We start from the raw sequence: 19518 nt of genomic DNA on the forward strand, positions 1-19518 counted from the left end.
GGGTCGTGGATCAGCGGCGGTAGCCGGCCATGCGTTCCAGCCGGGCGACGCGCTCGGCGGTCGGCGGGTGGGTGGAGAAGATCCTGCTGATCCCGGTGCCGCGGAAGGGGTTGGCGATCATCAGGTGTGAGGCGGAGACGATCCGGCCGTTCTCGGGAAGCGGCAACTGGCGGGCGCCCATCTCGATCTTCCTCAGCGCCGAGGCGAGGGCCAGCGGATCACCGGTGAGCCGGGCCCCGGACTCGTCGGCCTGGTACTCACGGGAGCGCGAGATGGCCATCTGGATCATCCCTGCCGCGACCGGGCCGAGCACGAGCATGAGGAGCGCGCCGATGAAACCGGGCCCCTCGTCGTCCTCCCCGCCCCCGAGGATGAGCCCGGCGTAGCCGAGATAGGTGATCATGGTTGCGAGCGCGCCGGCCACCGAGGAGATCAGGATGTCGCGGTTGTAGACGTGGGAGAGCTCGTGGCCGACGACCCCGCGCAGCTCGCGCTCGTCGAGGAGCCTGGTGATCCCGTAGGTCACGCAGACCACGGCGTTTCGAGGATTCCGACCTGTCGCGAAGGCGTTGGGCTGCATGGTCGGCGAGACGTACAGCCGGGGCATGGGCTGGCGGGCCTCGGTGGATAGCTCACGCACGATCCGGTAGAGGACCGGCTGCTCGACCTCGCTCACCGGCCGGGCACGCATGGCGGACAGCGCCATGCGGTCGGAGAAGAAGTAGGCGACGGCACTGACCGCCAGCGCGATCAGGACCGCGATCTGCACACCGGCGCCACCCCCGAACCACGCCCCCGCCGCGATGATCACCGCGGACAGTGCGCCGAGGAGGACCGCGGTACGCAGACCGTTGTGGTGCACTACATCCCCCTCCCGGTCGATGCCGATTCACCTGTGACAACGTCTCTGCCCAGGTCGAACGTTCCCGAGTGGTTCAGCCTGCGGTGATGAACGCGGAGGGGACGAGGTCGAGGACCAGCTGGGGGGCGACCGAGAAGGCGATCGCCACGATCAGCGCCAGTGCGACGGCCACGCCGGCGGGCAGCCACCCGGCTCCGTGTCCGCCCCCACCTGGGCCGATCCCCCCCGGGCCGAGGACGTCCGGGCCGCTTCCCTCGGGGCCGCTCCTGTATGGACCGAGGATGCCCCTGCCGCTCCTGCCAGGACCGGAGGCATCCAGGCCGGAGGCGCTCGATCCCCGCTCGGCCGTCCCGGTGCTTCCGACGGCCGGGGCCCCGGTTACCGAAAGGACCGGAACCGGAACGGGCGTGAAGATCCGCACGACCCAGGTGACGTAGTAGTAGAGGCCCACGACCGTGTTGACCGCCATCACCGCGGCCAGCCAGCCACCGCCCCCGCCGAGCAGCTCCCGGAACACCACGATCTTGGCGAAGAGCCCCGCCAGCCCTGGAGGCAGCCCCGCCAGGCAGATCAGGAAGAAGGCCAGTGCCAGCCCGGCCACGGGGCTGCGGAACACCAGCCCCCGGTAGTCGTCGAGCCCTCCTCCGGGCCCTCTCGACACCAGCGTGACCACGGCGAAGGCCCCGAGGTTCATCGCCGCGTAGAAGACCAGGTAGGCGATCGAGGCGTTCACCGCCTCGCCGTCCCCGACCCCCAGGGGAGCCAGGATGTAGCCCGACTGGGCGACGGACGACCAGGCGAGCAGGCGGACCGCGTTGCGCTGGCGCAGGGCCAGCAGGTTGCCCACGGTCATGGTCAGGGCGGCGATGATCGCGACCAGCGGGCCCCAGGTGGCGCTCTGGCCGCCCAGGGCGACGACCAGGATGAGGATCAGCCCGGCGAACCCGGCCGCCTTGGAGATGACCGACAGGAGGGCGGCGACGGGCACGGGTGCCCCCTGGTAGACGTCGCCCGCCCACGCGTGGAACGGCACCGCGGCGACCTTGAAGGCGAACCCGGCGAGAACGAGCACCACGGCCACGGTCACCACGGCGGGCGGCATCTGGCCGATGTGCGGCAGGGAGCCCTGGGCATCGGCGGCGGCGCCGCCCGGACCCGCCAGGCCGAGGCCGGCTCCGGAGGCGGGCACGGCCGCCCGCAGGGCATGGGCGATCCGGTCGAGGTAGACGGTTCCGGTCGTCCCGTACAGCAGGGAGACACCGAAGAGCATGACGGCCGTGGAGACCACCGAGACCAGGAAGAGCTTCACCGCGGCCTCGGAGCCGCGGCCGTCGTAGCGTCTGAGCGCGGTGAGTGCGAACACCGGTAGCGAGACGAGCTCCAGCGCCACCACCAGCATGATCAGGTCGCGGGAGGCGGGGAGGGCGACGGCGCCCGCCAGCGCGCAGAGCAGCAGGAAGTACCACTCGCCGACGGGGATGTCGTCACGGGACAGCTCGGTCGCCGACAGCAGCACCACGACGACTCCCGCGGCCAGCGCGAGGCCCGCGAAGACCAGCGTGAAGTCGTCGACCACGAAGGAGCACGGTGCCGCGCCGGCGGGCACGGTGGCGCCGGGCGTGGTGGCCGTCGCGGGCGCGCCGTCCAGGGGAAGGATCGCGCCGATCACCGCGCGGGAGGAGCCGAGCAGCCCTTCGGGCACGCAGAAGGTCCTCAGCGGCTCTCCGGCCCGTACGGCCTGCGAGACCACCGTCGCCAGGGCCGCGATCACCCCGGTCAGCGTGACCGCGCCGAGCACCTGCCGGACGTACGCCCTGCGGGGCAGGAAGGCGTCCAGCAGCAGCACGAGCCCGGCGAAGAGGGCCAGGATCAGCGGCGGTGCGATCGCGTGATAGTCGATGGGCTGGATCACGGTGCCCCCAGCAGGGTGCGGACCACCGGATCGGTGAGGGCGAGCAGGGCCTTGGGCCAGAGCCCGAACAGCAGGATCAGCGCGACCAGCGGCACCCAGGCGGCCAGTTCGTGGCCCATGACGTCACGCAGGGGCGATCTGCCGGTGGAGGAGGGCGGACTGCCCGACTCCGCGCCCCGTGCCGCCGGCACCCCGCTCTCGTCGGCGGCCGCAGTGCTCTCCTCGACGCCCGTTGGGCTCGTGGAGGGAGAACGGCCCGACTTCGCGCCCCGTGCCGCCGGGACTGCGCTCTCGTCGGCGATTGCCGTGCCCTCCTCGACGCCCGTGGGTCCCGTGGAGGGAGGGCCGCCCGTGACGGCGGCGGTGAGGACCGGGACGTGGACGGTCTCGGTGCTCCTGCCGTGGGTGACGCGGGAGAGCATGAGCAGGAAGTAGGCGGCGGTCAGCACGGTGCCGAGACCTCCGAGGGCCATGAAGACCAGGTAGAGGGAGCCGGACAGGCCCGCGGCGGGACGGAAGGCGCCGAGCAGGGCCAGCATCTCCCCCCAGAAGCCGGCCAGCCCCGGCAGTCCGAGCGAGGCGACACAGGCGAAGGTGAGCAGGGAGGCCAGGCGGGGAAGACGCGTCAGCATGCCGCCGCCGAGCGCGCGCATGTCGGAGGTGCCGTACCGCTCCTTGATCGCCCCTGCCACGAAGAACAGCAGGGCGGTGATCAGGCCGTGGGCGATGTTGCCGAACAGCGCCCCGTTGACGCCGACCGGGGTGAGCGTGGCGAAGCCCAGGAGCACGAAGCCCATGTGCCCCACCGAGGAGTAGGCGATCATCCTCTTCAGGTCGCGCTGGGCGAGACAGGCCAGGGAACCGTAGACGATCCCGGCCACCGCGAAGGCGCCCAGCCAGGGAGCCGTCGCGGCGGCCCCCTCGGGCAGAACCGGGATCGCGATGCGCGCGAAGCCGTACGTGCCCATCTTGAGGAGCACGCCCGCGAGGAGCACCGAGCCGACGGTCGGCGCCTCGGTGTGGGCGTCGGGCAGCCAGGTGTGCAGCGGCCACATAGGGGTCTTGACCGCGAACCCGATGCCCACGGCCAGAAAGGCGATGATCTGCACCGAGCGGGACATGCCGGTCCCCCGCGCCTCGGCGAGGACCGTCATGTCCAGGGTGCCGGTCTGCGACCAGATGAGCAGCAGGCCGAGCAGCAGGACCACCGAGCCGAGCAGGGTGTAGAGGATGAACTTGATCGCCGCCGCCCGGCGGGCCCGGCCTCCCCAGAGGGCGATCAGGAAGTACATCGGGATGAGGACGATCTCGAAGAACACGAAGAACAGCAGCAGGTCGAGCGCGAGGAACGTGCCGATCATGCCCACTTCGAGGACGAGCAGGGTGAACACCATCGCCCGTGGCCGGTTCCCGCCGCCGGACCCCAGCAGCTGCCCGGGGCCGTCGGCGCGTCCCCTGCACAGGTAGACGAAGCAGAGGAACGTCAGCAGCGTGGTCAGCACCACCAGCGGGAGCGAGATCCCGTCCACGCCCAGACGGAACCTGAGGTCGAGCCCGGGAATCCAGGCCAGGTCGGTCGCGAACCGGATCCGGGCGGGGTCGTCGTGGTCGAAGGCGACGGCCAGCACCACCGACAGCGCGAACGTGACCCCGGAGACGGCCAGACCGTGTGCCCGGAGCAGCCGCCCCCGGGTCACGGCGTCCGTACCGGACGGCACGAGCAGCAGCGCGAGGGCACCGGCGAGCGGCAGGCCGAGGAGCGCGAGCGGCACCCAGCTCATGGGGGTCAACGGCGCGTCACCGCCAGACGGATGAGGAGCAGCACGAGGAGGGCGATGCCGCCCCAGAGAAGCAGGGAGATCACTTGAAGATCACCGCCCCGGCCGTGAGGAGAAGGACGCCCGCGAGCAGGCCGGTGATGTAGAGCTGGGCGTTGCCGTTCTGCGTCAGGCGGACGAGCCCGGCCATGCCCAGGGTCGTCCGGCCCGAGCCGCGCACCGCGCCGTCCACCACGCGGTCGTCGACGCGGACGACCAGACCGGCGAGGAGCAGGACGGGACGGACGAAGAGGTTCGTGTAGACGGCGTCGACGTGGAAGGCGCGCTCGCAGGGGACGCGCAGGGGGCCGAGCAGACGGGCCGGATCGCTTCCCGGCTCCGAGCGCCAGACGACGTAGACCACGCCGGCGCCCAGCAGCGCCAGCGCGAGGCTGAGAGCGGCGGTGCCCCAGTGCACGTCGCCGATCCGGGCGAGGCCGAGGAGCAGGGCCGGGACCGCCAGGACGACGATGGGCCAGCGCATGGTGGGCGGTGTCGCGTGCACGGTGGGTGGGGTCGCGTGCGCCGTGGCGTGGGAGGCGCCGGACGCGGACCCCACGCCGGAGCCGGGGCCGGGGACATGGCCCGGGACGGAGCCGGGGCCGAAGACGGGGACATGGCCTGGGACGGAGCCGGGGACGGGGACGGGGACGGAGGCCGCCGGGGCGCGCTGCCCGAAGAAGGTGCGCAGCCATGCCCGGGTGGCGTAGGCGCCGGTGACCGCGACCGTGACCAGGGCGCAGCCGTACAGCAGCAGGGCCGCGGCATCGGTCAGCGGACCGGTGGACAGGGAGCCCTCGATGGCCACCAGCACCTCGTCCTTGCTGAAGAAGCCGCTGGCCGGGGGGAGGCCCATCAGCGCGGCGAAGCCGATCGTCATCGCGGCGAAGGTGACGGGAAGCCGCGTGCGGAGCCCTCCCATCGTGCTCATCAGGTTGGAGCCGACCGCGTGGATCACCGCCCCCGCGCACAGGAAGAGCAGCGCCTTGAACGCTCCGTGGGTGATCAGATGGAAGATCGCGGCATCCTGGGAACCCGCCGCCAGCGCACCGGCCATGTAGGCGAGCTGGCTGATGGTGGAGTAGGCCAGGACGCGTTTGAGGTCGTCCTGGGCCAGGGCGGCGAGGGCCCCGCCCAGCATGCCGAGCGCGGCCAGGACCGCGAGCACGTCCAGGGTGGCGGGGGCGCCGAGGAAGACCGGGTAGAGGCGGGCGACGACGAAGATCCCGGCGGCGACCATGGTGGCCGCGTGGATGAGGGCGCTGATCGGCGTCGGCCCGGCCATCGCGTCGGGCAGCCAGACGTGCAGCGGCACCTGGGCGCTCTTCCCCGCGACCCCGGCCAGCAGCAACAGGGTGGCCGCGACGAGTGTGCCGGACGACATCGCGGGAACCGCGGCGACGACGTCGGCGATCCTGAAACTGCCGGCCGCCGTCCCGAGGACGAAGATGCCGAACAGGAAACCCACGTCGCCGATCCGGGTGACGAGGAACGCCTTGATCGCCGCCCGCGAGTTGGCCCTCTCCTCCCACCAGTGGCCGACCAGCAGGTAGGAGCACAGACCCATGACCTCCCATCCCACGTAGAGGACGAGCAGGTCCGCCGAGTAGACGACCAGCAGCATGGCGCTGGTGAACAGGCTGATGAAGGCGCTGTACGACGGGTAACGCCGGTCGCCGCGCATGTAGCCGACGGAGTACACCTGGACGGCCAGCGCGACGACGGTCACCAGCACCGCGATCGAGGCGGCGAGCCCGTCGACCAGCAACCCCACGGAGATGGGCACCGAGCCGGTCTCGATGACGGCGAAGGTCGCGGTGATCCCTTCGGTCGCGGCCTGGCCACCGGCCACGGCCGGAGCGGACGCCCCGGCTCCGCTCCGGCCGGTGGCGATCCAGGCGGCGTAGGCCGGCCAGAGTGCCAGGAGCGCGGAGACGGCGGTGGGGATCACGGCGATCCAGGCGGCTCGGCGACCGGCCGTGCCGTCGGCCGTGCTGTCGGCCGCGTTGTCGGCCGTGTTGTCGGCCGCGTTCAGGCCACCGGAGCGGTGAGGGAGACGGGAGCCGAGCAGGCCCGCGACCGCCCCCAGGAAGGGCAGCAGGATCACGAGCACGGCGATGGTGGTCATCGTGCGTCACCCGGCCCGGCGTCCGCCCGGCGCCCTTCCGCCGGGTCGGACGGCTCGTTCCGAGGGCGGGGCCCAGGGGGGACCGTGGTGTCGGCAGGCGTAAGGGGGGATCCGGTGGTGGGGGTCGAAGCGGTGGGCTCGGCCAGGGAGCGGAGACGGTCGAGGTCGACGGTCCGGCGGTTGCGGTAGAGAGCCAGGATGATCGCGAGGCCCAGGCCGACCTCCGCGGCGGCGATCACGATGACGAAGAGCGTGAGGACCTGCCCGCCGTGCAGCCGGTCGCGCAACCACACGTCGAAGGCGACCAGGTTGAGGTTGACGGCGTTGAGCATGAGCTCGACGGACATCAGCACGAGGATCGTGTTGCGCCGGGCGAGCACGCCGTACACGCCGATCGAGAACAGCAGCGCCGAGACGACCGCGGGGTAGACGACGTGCATGTCAGTCCCTCCCGCGGATGTCGGTGCGGGACAGGACGATGGCACCTACCAGGGCCGCGAGCAGCAGGACCGAGAGCGCCTCGAACGGGAGCACCCAGTTGCGGAAGATGCTGGAGCCGAGCTCACGTGCGGAACCGCCGCCGGGTTCGAGGGGGGCGTAGGCCATGCGGAAGCCGTCGACGACGACGGTGACCAGCACGGCGGCGGTGGCGATCGCCACGATCGCGGCGGTGAGCCTGTTCGGGCTGTCGAGGTCGGCGGTCCTGCCGATCGGGGCGCGGGTGAGCATGATGCCGAACAGCAGCAGGACCACGATCGCACCGACGTAGATCAGGACCTGGACCCAGGCGACGAACTCGGCGGTCAGGACCAGGTAGCACCCCGCCAGCGCGCCGAAGCAGACCACCAGCCACAGGGCGGCGTGGACGAGCTGCCGGGTGGTCACGACGAGCAGGGCCGACCCGACGGCCACCGCGCCCAGCAGAAGAAAAACGATCTCCTGCCCGCTCGGTGACAGATAGGACGGCACCTCGCTCACCTCTCCTTCTCCGGCTCTTCACCGGGATCCGCAGGAGAAGTCTGCTCCGGCGCGTCGGCCGCCGGGGGCACGCCACCCTTACCTGTGGATAACTTCTCGACGGACGAGCCACCTGTGGACGAACCGGTGGGCTTGGGGAGGGAGCCGGGCGGCCGGATGGCGCGGACGCGCGCGTGTGACGCCGAGGTGGCCGGTCTGGAGGGCCTGCCCGGCGCCCGGGGGGACTCCCCGGGAGGCGGGGCCGGGGCGCCCGTCTCCGAGGAACCCTGCGGACCGGGGGTGCGGGGGGCCGACGAATCCTGCGGACCGGGGGTGTCCGAGGCCGGGGAGCCCGGAGCCGCCGGCCCCGGGGAGCCGGGGACTCCGGAAGCCGGAGAGCCGGGCACGGGACCCGACGTCCCGGAGCCGGACGTCGTAGGGCCGGACGTCGTAGGGTCTGGCACCGCAGAGCCGGACACCGCAGAGCCGGACACCCCAGAGCCGGACACCGCAGGACCGGACGCCCCAGGACCGGGCACCTTAGAGCCGGCAGCGGATCCGGAAGCCGAAGCGCCCGGAGCGGAGGTGCCGGGAGCGCCGGGAGCGGACGCGCCTGAGGGAGGGGTGGGCCGGGGGCGGGCCGGGCGTGAGGTCGCCGCCAGTTCCTTGGGCGGGTCGGCGTTGGGCTCGTGGGCCGGGGGCGGCGGGACGGTCTGGGCCCAGCCCGCCAGCCTGTCCTTCTCGTGCAGGAGGTTGCGGATGTCCCCGTCGGCGTACTCGAACTCCGGGGACCAGAACAGGGCATCGAAGGGGCAGACCTCGATGCAGATCCCGCAGTACATGCACAGGGAGAAGTCGATCGCGAAGCGGTCGAGCATGTTGCGGGCGCGGGGACGGCCCCCCTCGGGGGCGGGGAGGGTCTCCTTGTGGGAGTCGATGTAGATGCACCAGTCGGGGCACTCGCGGGCACAGAGCATGCACACCGTGCAGTTCTCCTCGACCAGCGCGATCACCCCCCTGCTCCGGGGAGGCAGCTCCGGCCGGACCTCGGGGTACTGCTGGGTCACCGACCTGTTCAGCATGTGGCGAAGGGTGACGGAAAGACCCTTCGCCAGTCCCACTCCTGGTATCCGTGCCACAACTCAACATCATGACGCACGGTGGGGCACTCGGGAATGCGGCGGGCGCCGGAGACCTCGGCGGTATGGCCACGGCGACGGGGATCCCACCGGCCCGAAGTTATCCACAGAAGTTATCCACAGACTGTGTGTTCGATAACCACAGCTCACTCGCTCTCGCGGGACACAATGCTCTGCGGTCACGCCAAAAGAATCGTATTGTTCGCCCCATGTCCTACCAGTACGGACCGCCGGCATGGCAGCCGCGGCCACCGGCGCGATCCACCACGGCGTGGAGCGTGCTGTGGGCCCTGGGACCCCTGCTGACCTGCGGTATCGGCACGCCGTTCATCATCGGTCACGCCGCCCACCGGCTCCGCAGCCCGTTGCTGGCCCTCGCCGCCGTCCTCTACGGCATCGGCATCGGCGTCTTCGTGACCGGCGCCTCGATCTACGGCGACTCCGACCTCATCCCGGCCTGGCTGGACACCATCGGGGCGATCGGCCTGTTCGGCAGCTGGATCGGCGGGCTGATCCACGCCCTGATCATCAGGGAGTCGGTGTTCCGGCGGCCGGTGGACGCCCACCCGTACCCGGCCGCGGAGTACGGGCACGCCCGGACCCCGCACACGACCGCGCCGACGGCCCCCTCGACCGTGCGGTCGTCCACGGGGTGGCAGCAGCCCCCGCGACAGCACACGGGGAGCGCGCGGCAGGGCGTTCACCACGGGTCGCCCGTTCCGCACGACACCCGATCGCACGACGTCGGCGCGTACGACGCCCACCGCGACGTCCGCCCCTACGGTGCCGGCCAGCGCGACGAAGGTCCCTACGGCAACGGCCCCTACGGCGGCGATCCGTACCGCAACGATCCGTACCGCAAGGGTCACCACGACAACGGCCCGTACGACAACGGCGGGTATCCGCGTGACGGGCGGTCCCACCAGGCGCCGTTCCCCGCGACGGGACACCTCGCGCACGGGCGGCCCTCCCACGAGCCCGCGGCGTCTGACCCGCAGGGGCGGGCCCCGCTGGGCCGGCTGGGGCAGTACCGGCTGATCGGCGAGCTCGGCAAGGGCGGGCAGGGGACGGTCTACCTGGCGCTCACCCCGCAGGGACAGAAGGTCGCGATCAAGGTGCTGCACGACCACGTCGGCGGTGACCGGGTCGTCAGGGAACGCTTCCTGCGCGAGGTGGAGGCGACGCGCAGGGTGGCGACGTTCTCCACCGCCCGGGTGCTCGACGTGAACATCAACGAGGACCAGGCGTACGTCGTCAGCGAGTACGTGGAGGGTGTCTCCCTGGAGAGGCTCGTCCGCGACAGCGGGCCGCGCGACGAGGACGGGCTGACCCGGCTCGCCCTGGCCACGGCGGGAGCGCTCGCCGCGATCCACCGGGCGGGGGTCGTGCACCGGGACTTCAAGCCGGCCAACGTGCTGATCGGCGCCGACGGGCCCCGGGTGATCGACTTCGGTATCGCCCGCGCCCTCGACCAGGTGACCGCGACCTCCGGGAAGATCATGGGCACTCCCGCCTACATGTCGCCCGAGCAGCTCGCGGGCGAGGCGGTCGGCACGGAGACCGACGTGTTCAGCTGGGCCGCGACGATGCTCTTCGCCGCCTCCGGGAAGGCGGCCTTCGGGGAGGACACCATCCCCGCGATCCTGAACCGGGTGATCAACCACCATCCCGACCTGTCGCCCATGCCGCCGTCACTGCGTCCGCTGGCCGCCGCCTGCCTCGACAAGCGGCCCGGCAACCGGCCCACGGCCTCCGACATCATGCTGCGGATCGTGCACTGACCGGCGAAGGGGCCGTGCGCGGGTGTCAGGGCGTCGCGTCCTTCCGCGCACCGACCGGCCGAGGAGTCGTGCGCGGGTCAGGGCATCGCGCTTTTCGCGCACCGACCGGCCGAGGAAACGCCGAGCGGGTCAGGGCGTCGCGTCCTTCCGTGCGCTGACCGGCCGACGAGCAGTGCGCGTGGGTCAGGGAACCGCGTCCCCGGCCCCCGCCGACAGGCTCAGGTACTCCTCGTGGGTCAGCGCGCGGATCCGGAGCTCCAGATCGTTCCCGGAGGCGAAGCGCTCCACCTCCTCGGGGTCCCAGCGGCCCGGCAGGTGGAAGAGCCCCCCGCCCACCAGCAGGCCGCTCACCCCGGACTCCGCCGAGTACAGCAGCAGCTCGGACGCCTCCAGCTCCCGGGTCCTGCGCGCCGTCTCCAGCAGCAGGCGGTCGTGGACGACGACCAGCCGGCAGTGCGGCTGCCCCTCCCGCCTGAGCACCCTTCCCTGCGCGGTCTGCCTGCGGGTCCTGCGGCGGCCGAGGCCGACCACGACGACGGCCCCGACGACCGTCAGCCCGGCCAGCACGAGGGCCACGACGCCGAGGGCCCCCATCCCCCGGGTGACGTCGGCGCGGGTGTCGGTCAGGTTCAGCAGCACCAGCGCCACGAAGACCGCCCCGTAGGCGAGCACCGCCCACATGAGCACGTACAGCAGCTGCTCGCGCCACCACACCCTGGGCGAGCTCAGCGGCGGCCTGAGGCTTCTCGCGCCGGGCACGCGCAGGCGCGGCAGCGGCGCGGGCGCCCGGCGCCAGGTCACCCCGCGCCACCTGGGCGACCTGCGGGCCAGCGCGACCCTGGCGTGCTGCGGGGTGTCGAACGTCCGGAACTCGAACTCCAGCCCGTTGTCCGCGGCGAACGCCTCCACCTCCTCGCGGGAGCGGGCGCCCGGCGCCTCCAGCATGACCAGGCCGGACTCGTCCAGCACCGCCAGGCCGTAGCGCGTCCTGCCCCTGCCCGGATAGCCGAAGATCAGCATGGTGCGCGCCCGGACGTCACCGGTCAGCGGCAGCCGCACCGGTGGATGTTCCGGCACGTCGACGACCAGTTCGTGGTTCTCAACGGCAAGCGCGAGGCTCATGCGTTCCGTCCTTGGCAGGTGGCGTCACAGGGTGTGTTACTTCCCTGCCCAGCGTGGGCGCTTCGAACGTCAGATCATCTCCTACGACGGCCCGATCGCGCGAGGACCTGCGAGGAAAGGGGCCGGGTCGCAGGAAAGGCGCCGGGTCATCCGGCGACGACCCTGACGACTCCCGTCAGCGCGAGCTGGACCAGCGCCAGCGGTACGAGCACGACCCAGGCGAGCCTCTGCAACTGGTCCTCGCGCAGGCGCGGGTAGCTCACCCGCAGCCAGATGATCACGAAGACCAGCAGGAAGACCTTGAGCAGCGTCCAGACCGGCCCCGGCAGGAAGGGGCCCTGCCAGCCGCCCAGGAACAGCACGGTGGTCAGCGCGGAGATCACGACGATCCCGGCGTACTCGGCCAGCATGAACAGCGCGAACCTCATGCCGGTGTACTCGGTCATGGGGCCCATGACGAGCTCGGAGTCGGCGATCGGCATGTCGAACGGCGGGCGGCGCAGCTCGGCGAGCCCGGCGACGAAGAAGACGACGGCGCCGATCGCCTGCCAGGGCAGCCACCACCACTGCCAGGCCTGCACGATGCCCGGCAGGGAGAGCGTCCCGGCGGCCATGGCCACGCTGGAGGCGGCCAGGACCAGCGGCAGCTCGTACGACATGAGCTGGGCCGCCGAGCGGATGCCGCCCAGGACCGAGTACTTGTTGCCCGACGACCACCCGGCCATGACCGAGCCGAGCACGCCGACCCCCATCACCGCGAGGACGAAGAACAGCCCGGCGTCCAGGTCGACCCCGACCAGCCCGGGACCGACCGGGATCACGACCATCACCAGCAGGTACGGGACCAGCGCGACTCCGGGCGCCAGGGCGAAGACCCGGCGGTCGGCGGCGGCCGGGATCACGTCCTCCTTCTGCATGAACTTGACCCCGTCGGCGACCAGCTGGGCCCAGCCGTGGAAGCCCCCGGCGTACATGGGACCGAGACGCGCCTGCATGTGCGCCATGACCTTGTGCTCCATCTGCCCGGCGACCAGCGGCAGCACCAGGAAGGCCGCGACGATCACGAGCAGCCGGACGGCGGCGTCGAGCACCTCGGCGATCACGGGCACCTCCGGCGGGGCGTCTCAGGCACCACGGTCGCGCCCCCAGCCGGGCGGCACCCCGGGCGGGAGCGTCTTGCGGCGGCTCGGCGAGCCGTGGTCGGACTCGCCGGGCTCCTTGGCTCCCGGCCACGCCTTGGCGACCCGGGCGGCCAGGACGAAGTCCTTGCGCAGCGGGTGTCCCTCGAACCCGTCGGGGAGCAGCAGCGGCACGAGGTTCGGATGTCCCTCGAAGACGACGCCGAACATCTCGAAGGTCTCGCGTTCGTGCCAGTCGGCGCCGCGGAAGACCCCGACCGCGCTGGGCAGCCGGGGATCGGCACGCGGTACGCGGGTGCGCAGCAGCAGGCGGGAGCGGGAGGCCGGGGCGAAGAGGTGGGCGACGACCGCGAACTCCTCCGGCGGCTCGTCCACCGCGGTCAGCCAGTCGAAGAACTCGTACCCCTCCGCCCTGGCGGCGGCCAGCAGGGCGACCCAGTCCCCGGCGCCGACGTCCGCCGTGGTCTGGCCGAAGGACTCCGACACCGTGGCGCGCCCGTCCCCGGAGAGGCGGGCCAGAGGACCGGCCGCGGGCGGATTCCCGGCCTCGGATCCGGACGCGGCCTTGGAACCGGACGCGGAACCAGGCGCGGGAACGGATCCGGACACGGGGTCGGACGCAGGACCGGGAACGGGCAGGTCAGGCATAGCGATCACCCAGGTTCTCGGCCGCGATCTTCTCCTGGAGCATCATGATGCCGTGCAGCAGGGCCTCGGGCCGGGGAGGGCAGCCGGGCACGTACACGTCGACCGGGATGATCTGGTCGACGCCCTTGGTCACGCAGTAGGAGTCCCAGTAGGGGCCGCCGGAGTTGGAGCAGGCGCCGAAGGAGATCACGTACTTGGGGTCGGGCATCTGCTCGTAGAGCCGCTTGACCGCGGGGGCCATCTTGTCCGTCACCGTGCCCGAGACGATCATCAGGTCGGCCTGCCGGGGGCCGTTGGCGAACGGGATCACCCCGAACCTGATGAAGTCGTGCCTGCTCATCGAGGTCGCGATGAACTCGATCGCGCAGCAGGCCAGGCCGAAGTTGAACGCCCACAGCGAGTAGCGCCGCCCCCAGTTGAGGATGAAGCGCATGGGTTTGGGTGCCAGCCGCGAGACCGGCCCCACGGTGGGCATCGGGAGATCCGCCATGGCACGCATTCTCCTTCAGTGTCGGCGCCCGCGCGCCGTCGGCCCGCCGGGACTCAGGTCCAGGTGAGCACGCGCTTGCGCCAGGCGTACAGGATGCCGAGCGCGATGAAGCCCAGGAAGACGAACATCTCGGCCAGGGTGGCCGCCCCGAAGCCCGGCGCGGCGAAGATCGTCGCCCAGGGGAAGAGGAAGACCGCGTCGACCGCGAAGACCACGTACAGGTAGGTGAAGACGTAGTAGCGGATCTGGGACTGCGCCCAGCCGTCGCCGACCGGGTCAACGCCGCACTCGTAGGTGAGCAGCTTCTCGTGGGTGGGGCGGCTGGGACGGAGCGCCCGGTTGACGAGCAGCGCTCCCGCGACGATCAGCAGGCCGATCGCGAACAGCGCGAGGACAACCACATAAGAGCCGAAATATCCGCTCATGGCTTCTCCTCCCGGGGGTCCGCGCCGCGGCGCTCCCCTGTCCTACCTATAGCAGCATCCGCCGCCCCCGTCACGCGACGGGACCCGGCCGGGACCGGGACCGCGCCGGGAACGGAACCCGGCCGAAAGCCGAGGCGCACACCGGGCCGCGAACCGATGCGGGACACGTCCGGCCCGGCACCGGGCCGAGCACCGAACCGGGCGCCAGACCGGGCGCCGGACCCGCGGGAGGGGCCGGGGCCGAGGGATCGGGACGCCTAAAGCCTCTGTGCACTTAATATCAAATCCGGGTAAATACCTAATTAGTACGTTTAGCCTCTCTTCATGCCTAAAAAGCGATTCATCGGAGGAATCGCCTGGGTGGTCGCGATGCTCGCCGGTTGCGGCGCGGCCACCGCCTCCCCCGCGACGAGGGCTCCCCTGCCCTCGGAGCCGACGATGATCAACTACGTGGACCCCTCGGTCGTCCACGGCCTGACCATCCGGACGCTCAGCACCGGCGAGCGCGGAGGCCGGCGGATGCACGCCTCCTACCCGGCCGTCGCCGGAGCCCCCCGCCTCACCGACCGGCTCCGCGACACGGTCGAGGACGAGCTTCACCGTTTCACCTGGCGCAAGACCCCCGGTGACACCGCGGTCGCCCCCGAGTTCAACGTCGACTGGCTCCTGGCCGCCGCGTCCGAGGAGGTGCTGGGAGTACGGCTGCGCGTCGGCCGCTCCATGGACGCGGGCTGGCGGGAGTCCCGCACCACCCTCTGGTACGACCGGACCGACCGGCGCGTCCTGGACTCGGCGGGCCTGATTCGGGACGACGCCGCGATGACCACGCTGGTGAGGCTGGTCGGGCAGGAGATGACCCGGCGGGGGACGCCGGTGCGCCTCGGCTCCCTCAGGCTCGACCCGCTCAGGCTCGACCCGGCGATGTTCGACTCCCTGGTCTTCAACCCGCGCGGCGACCTCGTCGTGGAGTTCGACGACGGGCAGGTGGGCTCCAGGGCCACCGGGCGGGTGGCGGTCGCCGTGCCGTCGGCCGTCTCCGAGCCGCTGCTGTCGCCGACCGGGCTGCGGGCCCGGAGGGCGGTCGTGTCGTCGGCCAGGCCGTCCGGCACCTCGGAGCAGGACATGCTCGACGCGAGCACCGACAAGCCCCCGGCCCGCAGCTCCAGGGCCGGTGAGGTGGACTGCGCCAGGGCCCGGTGCGTGGCGCTGACCTACGACGACGGGCCCGGCCCCGGCACCGGGCGGCTGCTCGACGTCCTCGGCCGGTACGGGGCCAGGGCCACCTTCTTCCCCCTCGGCTCCGGCGCCTCGGCCCGCCCCGACCTGCTGCGGCGGATGCGGGACGAGGGACACCTGGTGGCCAACCACACCTGGTCCCACCGCGACCTCACCATGCTGACCACCCTCATGGTCACCTCCCAGCTCGACCGCGCGCAGCACGCGATCGCCCAGGCGATCGGCCAGGCCCCCACGCTGATGCGCCCGCCGTACGGGGGGCTCGACGGGCGGGTGGCCGACGTCGCCGGCGGGCTGGGCATGTCCGTGGTGCGCTGGAACGTCAACGCCGACGACCGCGAGGACCCCGCCCCCCGCGCCATCGCCGAGCGGGTCGTCGCCAGGACCGGCCCGGGGTCGATCGTCCTCATGCATGACGTCCACGACGCCACCGTGGACGCGGCCCCGGAGATCCTGCGCCGGCTCACCGAGGCGGGCTACACCTTCGTCACCGTCCCCGAGCTGTACGGCCGGCGCGCGATGAGACCGGGCTGGATCTACGACTCCGGGGCGGCCGCCACGTCGCCGGAACGGCTGTCGGCGTCATACCCTGGAGCTATGAGCCCATAACCGGAGGCGATGAGAGCCGCTCCAGGACGGGACATATATTGGACGGCGTGACCACGACCGTCCTCTTCGCCCGCCTGCACGTCGACCTGTGCAGGCTCGCGGCCGGGCTGTGTCGGGCCGGCCTTCCGCGACCGTGACCTCCCCGCGGGCCGCTGGACGCCCGCGATGCGCCGTGTACGCACGCCCCCAGGCTTCGACTCAAGGCCACCGAGGACAATGCGACAAAGGTCACTTTCCTCCGCCGAGTGGAGCGCGAAAAGACTACGCGTCACCCCGAGGACCTAGCATGGAAAAAAGAATGTGCCACGAACAACGGCGCGCTGTCGCGTCGAGGAGGACTGAGCTGTGACCAAACAGGTTCAGCAACTCGACCGCGTGATCATCCGGTTCGCCGGTGACTCCGGCGACGGCATGCAGCTGACCGGTGACCGCTTCACCGCCGGGACCGCGGAGTTCGGCAACGACCTCTCGACGCTCCCCAACTTCCCCGCCGAGATCCGCGCCCCCGCGGGCACCCTGCCGGGCGTGTCGAGCTTCCAGCTCCACTTCGCCGACCACGACATCCTCACCCCCGGCGACGCCCCCAACGTCCTGGTCGCGATGAACCCCGCCGCGCTGAAGGCCAACCTGTCGGACCTGCCGCGCGGCGCCGACATCATCGCCAACACCGACGAGTTCACCAAGCGCAACCTGCAGAAGGTCGGCTACGACGCCAATCCGCTGGAGGACGACTCGCTCACCGAGTGGCGCGTCCACCCGGTGCCGCTGACCTCGCTGACGGTCAGGGCCCTGGAGGGCTTCGACCTGTCCAAGAAGGACGCCGAGCGCTCCAAGAACATGTTCGCCCTCGGGCTGCTGAGCTGGCTCTACCACCGGCCCACCGAGGCGACGATCAAGTTCCTGGAGACCAAGTTCGCCAAGAAGCCCGACATCGCCAAGGCCAACATCGCGGCCTTCCAGGCGGGCTGGAACTACGGCGAGACCACCGAGTCCTTCTCGGTCTCCTACGAGGTCAAGCCGGCCAAGCTGCCCCCGGGCGTGTACCGCAACATCTCCGGCAACCAGGCGCTCGCCTACGGCCTGATCGCCGCCTCGGTGCAGTCGAGGCTGCCGCTCTTCCTGGGGTCGTACCCGATCACCCCGGCCAGCGACATCCTGCACGAGCTCTCCCGGCACAAGCGGTTCGGCATCCGCACCTTCCAGGCCGAGGACGAGATCGCGGGCGTCGGCGCGGCGCTCGGCGCGGCCTTCGGCGGCGCGCTGGGCGTCACCACGACCTCCGGGCCGGGTGTCGCGCTCAAGGCCGAGACCGTCGGCCTGGCGGTGACCACCGAGCTGCCGCTCCTCGTGGTCGACGTGCAGCGGGCCGGCCCCAGCACCGGCATGCCCACCAAGACCGAGCAGACCGACCTGCTGATGGCCATGTTCGGCCGCAACGGCGAGTCGCCGCTGCCGATCATCGCGCCCTCGACCCCGTCGGACTGCTTCGACGCGGCGGTGGAGGCGGCCAGGATCGCGGTGAAGTACCGCACCCCGGTCATGCTGCTCTCCGACGGCTACCTGGCCAACGGCTCCGAGCCGTGGAAGGTGCCCGACGCGGCCGACCTGCCCGACATCTCCACCGAGTTCGCCTCCGGGCCGAACGCCGAGGACGGCACGACCTTCCTGCCGTTCAAGCGCGACGCCGAGACCCTCGCCCGTCCCTGGGCGATCCCCGGCACCGCGGGCCTGGAGCACCGGATCGGCGGCATCGAGAAGGCCGAGAACACCGGCAACATCTCCTACGACGGCGGCAACCACGACCGGATGGTCCGGATCCGCCAGGCCAAGATCGACGGGATCGCGAACGACATCCCGCCGCTGGAGGTCGACGACCCCGACGGCGACGCCCGCGTGCTGGTGCTCGGCTGGGGGTCCACGTACGGGCCGATCGCGGCGGCGGTGCGGCGCATCAGGAAGAGCGGCGGCAGGGTGGCCCAGGCCCACCTGCGCCACCTCAACCCGTTGCCCGCCAACACCGGCGAGGTGCTGCGCGCCTACGACAAGGTGCTCCTCCCGGAGATCAACCTCGGCCAGCTCGCGCTCCTGCTGCGCGCTCGCTTCCTGGTCGACATCATCAGCTACAACCGAGTGCGCGGACTTCCCTTCAAGGCCGAGGAACTCGCCGGCGTGATCCAGGACGTGATCGACAGTGAGTAGTACAGAGGTGTCCCTCCCCGGAATCGGCGGCGGGCTTTCGCTGGTCCCCAAGTCCGAGGTCAAGCTCGGCATGAAGGACTTCAAGTCCGACCAGGAGGTGCGCTGGTGTCCCGGGTGCGGTGACTACGCCATCCTGGCCGCGGTCCAGTCGTTCGTGCCCGAGCTCGGTCTCAAGCGCGAGAACATGGTGTTCGTCTCGGGCATCGGCTGCTCCTCGCGGTTCCCGTACTACATGAACACCTACGGGTTCCACTCGATCCACGGGCGTGCCCCGGCGATCGCCACCGGCCTGGCCGCCTCCCGGCCCGACCTGTCGGTGTGGGTCATCACCGGCGACGGCGACGCGCTGTCCATCGGCGGCAACCACCTGATCCACGCGCTGCGCCGCAACGTCAACCTGAACATCCTGCTGTTCAACAACAGGATCTACGGCCTGACCAAGGGGCAGTACTCCCCGACCTCCGAGGTCGGCAAGATCACGAAGTCGACCCCGATGGGCTCGCTGGACAAGCCGTTCAACCCGATCTCGCTGGCCATCGGCGCCGAGGCGTCCTTCGTGGCCAGGACCCTCGACTCCGACCGCAAGCACCTGCAGTCGGTGCTGCGCGAGGCCGCCGAGCACCGGGGGACCTCCCTGGTCGAGATCTACCAGAACTGCAACATCTTCAACGACAACGCCTTCGAGCCGCTGAAGGACCCGGAGCAGCGCGACGAGATCACGCTGCGCCTGGAGCACGGCATGCCCATCGCCTCGGCCTCCAAGGCCGTGCGCCGGGCGGCCGACGGCGGCATCGAGGTCGTCCCGAGGTCGGCGGTGAGCGAGGAGGAGATCCTCGTCCACGACGCCCACCGCGCCGACCCGTCGCTGGCGTTCGCGCTCTCCCGGCTGGACGAGCCCTCGTTCGAGCACGTGCCGATCGGGATCTTCCGCGACGTCGACCGCCCGTCCTACGACGAGCTCATGGCCGCCCAGCTCGAGGCGGCCGTCGGCGACAAGGGCCCGGGCGACCTGAACGACCTGCTGCTGGCCGGGGACACCTGGCGCATCGGCTGA

General features: G+C 71.5%; 15 protein-coding genes and 1 pseudogene. 4 read left to right on the top strand and 12 right to left on the bottom strand.

What is annotated here, in order from left to right; translation table 11 throughout:
• Window positions 1-10 precede the first annotated feature (10 nt).
• The 7 genes and pseudogenes from htpX to ACLQ2R_RS00830 all read right to left on the bottom strand — a co-directional run bounded on the left by htpX (window position 11) and on the right by ACLQ2R_RS00830 (window position 8758).
• A complete protein-coding gene (htpX, locus tag ACLQ2R_RS00800; RefSeq protein ID WP_425957306.1) occupies window positions 11-862 on the bottom strand; it encodes a zinc metalloprotease HtpX in 852 nt (283 codons plus the stop codon).
• Window positions 863-935: 73 nt separating this feature from the next.
• On the bottom strand, window positions 936-2774 hold the full coding sequence (locus ACLQ2R_RS00805) for an NADH-quinone oxidoreductase subunit N (RefSeq protein ID WP_425957307.1): 1839 nt from the start codon (window positions 2772-2774) through the stop codon (window positions 936-938).
• Entirely contained in the window at window positions 2771-4555 is a 1785-nt protein-coding gene (locus tag ACLQ2R_RS00810; protein WP_425957308.1) for a complex I subunit 4 family protein, read from the bottom strand. Before ACLQ2R_RS00810 ends, ACLQ2R_RS00805 begins: the two co-directional genes overlap by 4 nt.
• A 79-nt stretch (window positions 4556-4634) precedes the next feature.
• Window positions 4635-6719 (bottom strand): NADH-quinone oxidoreductase subunit L, encoded by a 2085-nt coding sequence (locus ACLQ2R_RS00815; RefSeq protein ID WP_425957309.1) that lies wholly within the window; start codon window positions 6717-6719, stop codon window positions 4635-4637.
• Window positions 6720-6856: 137 nt separating this feature from the next.
• Window positions 6857-7159: pseudogene (gene nuoK / locus ACLQ2R_RS00820) on the bottom strand (NADH-quinone oxidoreductase subunit NuoK); the annotation flags it as partial.
• 1 nt (window position 7160) lies between these two features.
• Window positions 7161-7697, bottom strand: a complete 537-nt coding sequence (locus tag ACLQ2R_RS00825; RefSeq protein ID WP_425957310.1) for an NADH-quinone oxidoreductase subunit J family protein — start codon at window positions 7695-7697, stop codon at window positions 7161-7163.
• On the bottom strand, window positions 7694-8758 hold the full coding sequence (locus tag ACLQ2R_RS00830; RefSeq protein WP_425957311.1) for a 4Fe-4S binding protein: 1065 nt from the start codon (window positions 8756-8758) through the stop codon (window positions 7694-7696). Before ACLQ2R_RS00830 ends, ACLQ2R_RS00825 begins: the two co-directional genes overlap by 4 nt.
• A 266-nt stretch (window positions 8759-9024) precedes the next feature.
• Here ACLQ2R_RS00830 and ACLQ2R_RS00835 point away from each other — a divergent pair, with 266 nt between their 5' ends.
• Window positions 9025-10596 carry a protein kinase domain-containing protein gene (locus ACLQ2R_RS00835; protein ID WP_425957312.1) on the top strand — a complete coding sequence of 524 codons (1572 nt, stop codon included), beginning with the start codon at window positions 9025-9027 and terminating at the stop codon, window positions 10594-10596.
• 183 nt (window positions 10597-10779) lie between these two features.
• Here ACLQ2R_RS00835 and ACLQ2R_RS00840 read toward each other — a convergent pair whose 3' ends face one another.
• The 5 genes from ACLQ2R_RS00840 to ACLQ2R_RS00860 form a co-directional block, all read right to left on the bottom strand.
• A complete protein-coding gene (locus tag ACLQ2R_RS00840; RefSeq protein ID WP_425957313.1) occupies window positions 10780-11718 on the bottom strand; it encodes a hypothetical protein in 939 nt (312 codons plus the stop codon).
• A gap of 146 nt (window positions 11719-11864) precedes the next feature.
• Window positions 11865-12821 (bottom strand): NADH-quinone oxidoreductase subunit NuoH, encoded by a 957-nt coding sequence (gene nuoH / locus ACLQ2R_RS00845; protein ID WP_425957314.1) that lies wholly within the window; start codon window positions 12819-12821, stop codon window positions 11865-11867.
• 21 nt (window positions 12822-12842) lie between these two features.
• Window positions 12843-13505 carry an NADH-quinone oxidoreductase subunit C gene (locus ACLQ2R_RS00850; protein WP_425957315.1) on the bottom strand — a complete coding sequence of 221 codons (663 nt, stop codon included), beginning with the start codon at window positions 13503-13505 and terminating at the stop codon, window positions 12843-12845.
• A complete protein-coding gene (locus tag ACLQ2R_RS00855) occupies window positions 13498-13995 on the bottom strand; it encodes an NADH-quinone oxidoreductase subunit B (protein ID WP_184537730.1) in 498 nt (165 codons plus the stop codon). Before ACLQ2R_RS00855 ends, ACLQ2R_RS00850 begins: the two co-directional genes overlap by 8 nt.
• A gap of 53 nt (window positions 13996-14048) precedes the next feature.
• Entirely contained in the window at window positions 14049-14420 is a 372-nt protein-coding gene (locus ACLQ2R_RS00860) for an NADH-quinone oxidoreductase subunit A (RefSeq protein ID WP_386239785.1), read from the bottom strand.
• Between the two features lie 324 nt (window positions 14421-14744).
• Here ACLQ2R_RS00860 and ACLQ2R_RS00865 point away from each other — a divergent pair, with 324 nt between their 5' ends.
• The 3 genes from ACLQ2R_RS00865 (at window position 14745) to ACLQ2R_RS00875 (ending at window position 19518) form a co-directional block, all read left to right on the top strand.
• A complete protein-coding gene (locus tag ACLQ2R_RS00865; protein ID WP_425957316.1) occupies window positions 14745-16265 on the top strand; it encodes a polysaccharide deacetylase family protein in 1521 nt (506 codons plus the stop codon).
• Window positions 16266-16610: 345 nt separating this feature from the next.
• Window positions 16611-18464 (top strand): 2-oxoacid:acceptor oxidoreductase subunit alpha, encoded by a 1854-nt coding sequence (locus ACLQ2R_RS00870; protein ID WP_425957317.1) that lies wholly within the window; start codon window positions 16611-16613, stop codon window positions 18462-18464.
• 7 nt (window positions 18465-18471) lie between these two features.
• Entirely contained in the window at window positions 18472-19518 is a 1047-nt protein-coding gene (locus tag ACLQ2R_RS00875; RefSeq protein ID WP_425957318.1) for a 2-oxoacid:ferredoxin oxidoreductase subunit beta, read from the top strand.

It is taken from the genome of Streptosporangium sp. DT93, assembly GCF_049844535.1.
Lineage (GTDB): Bacteria > Actinomycetota > Actinomycetes > Streptosporangiales > Streptosporangiaceae > Streptosporangium.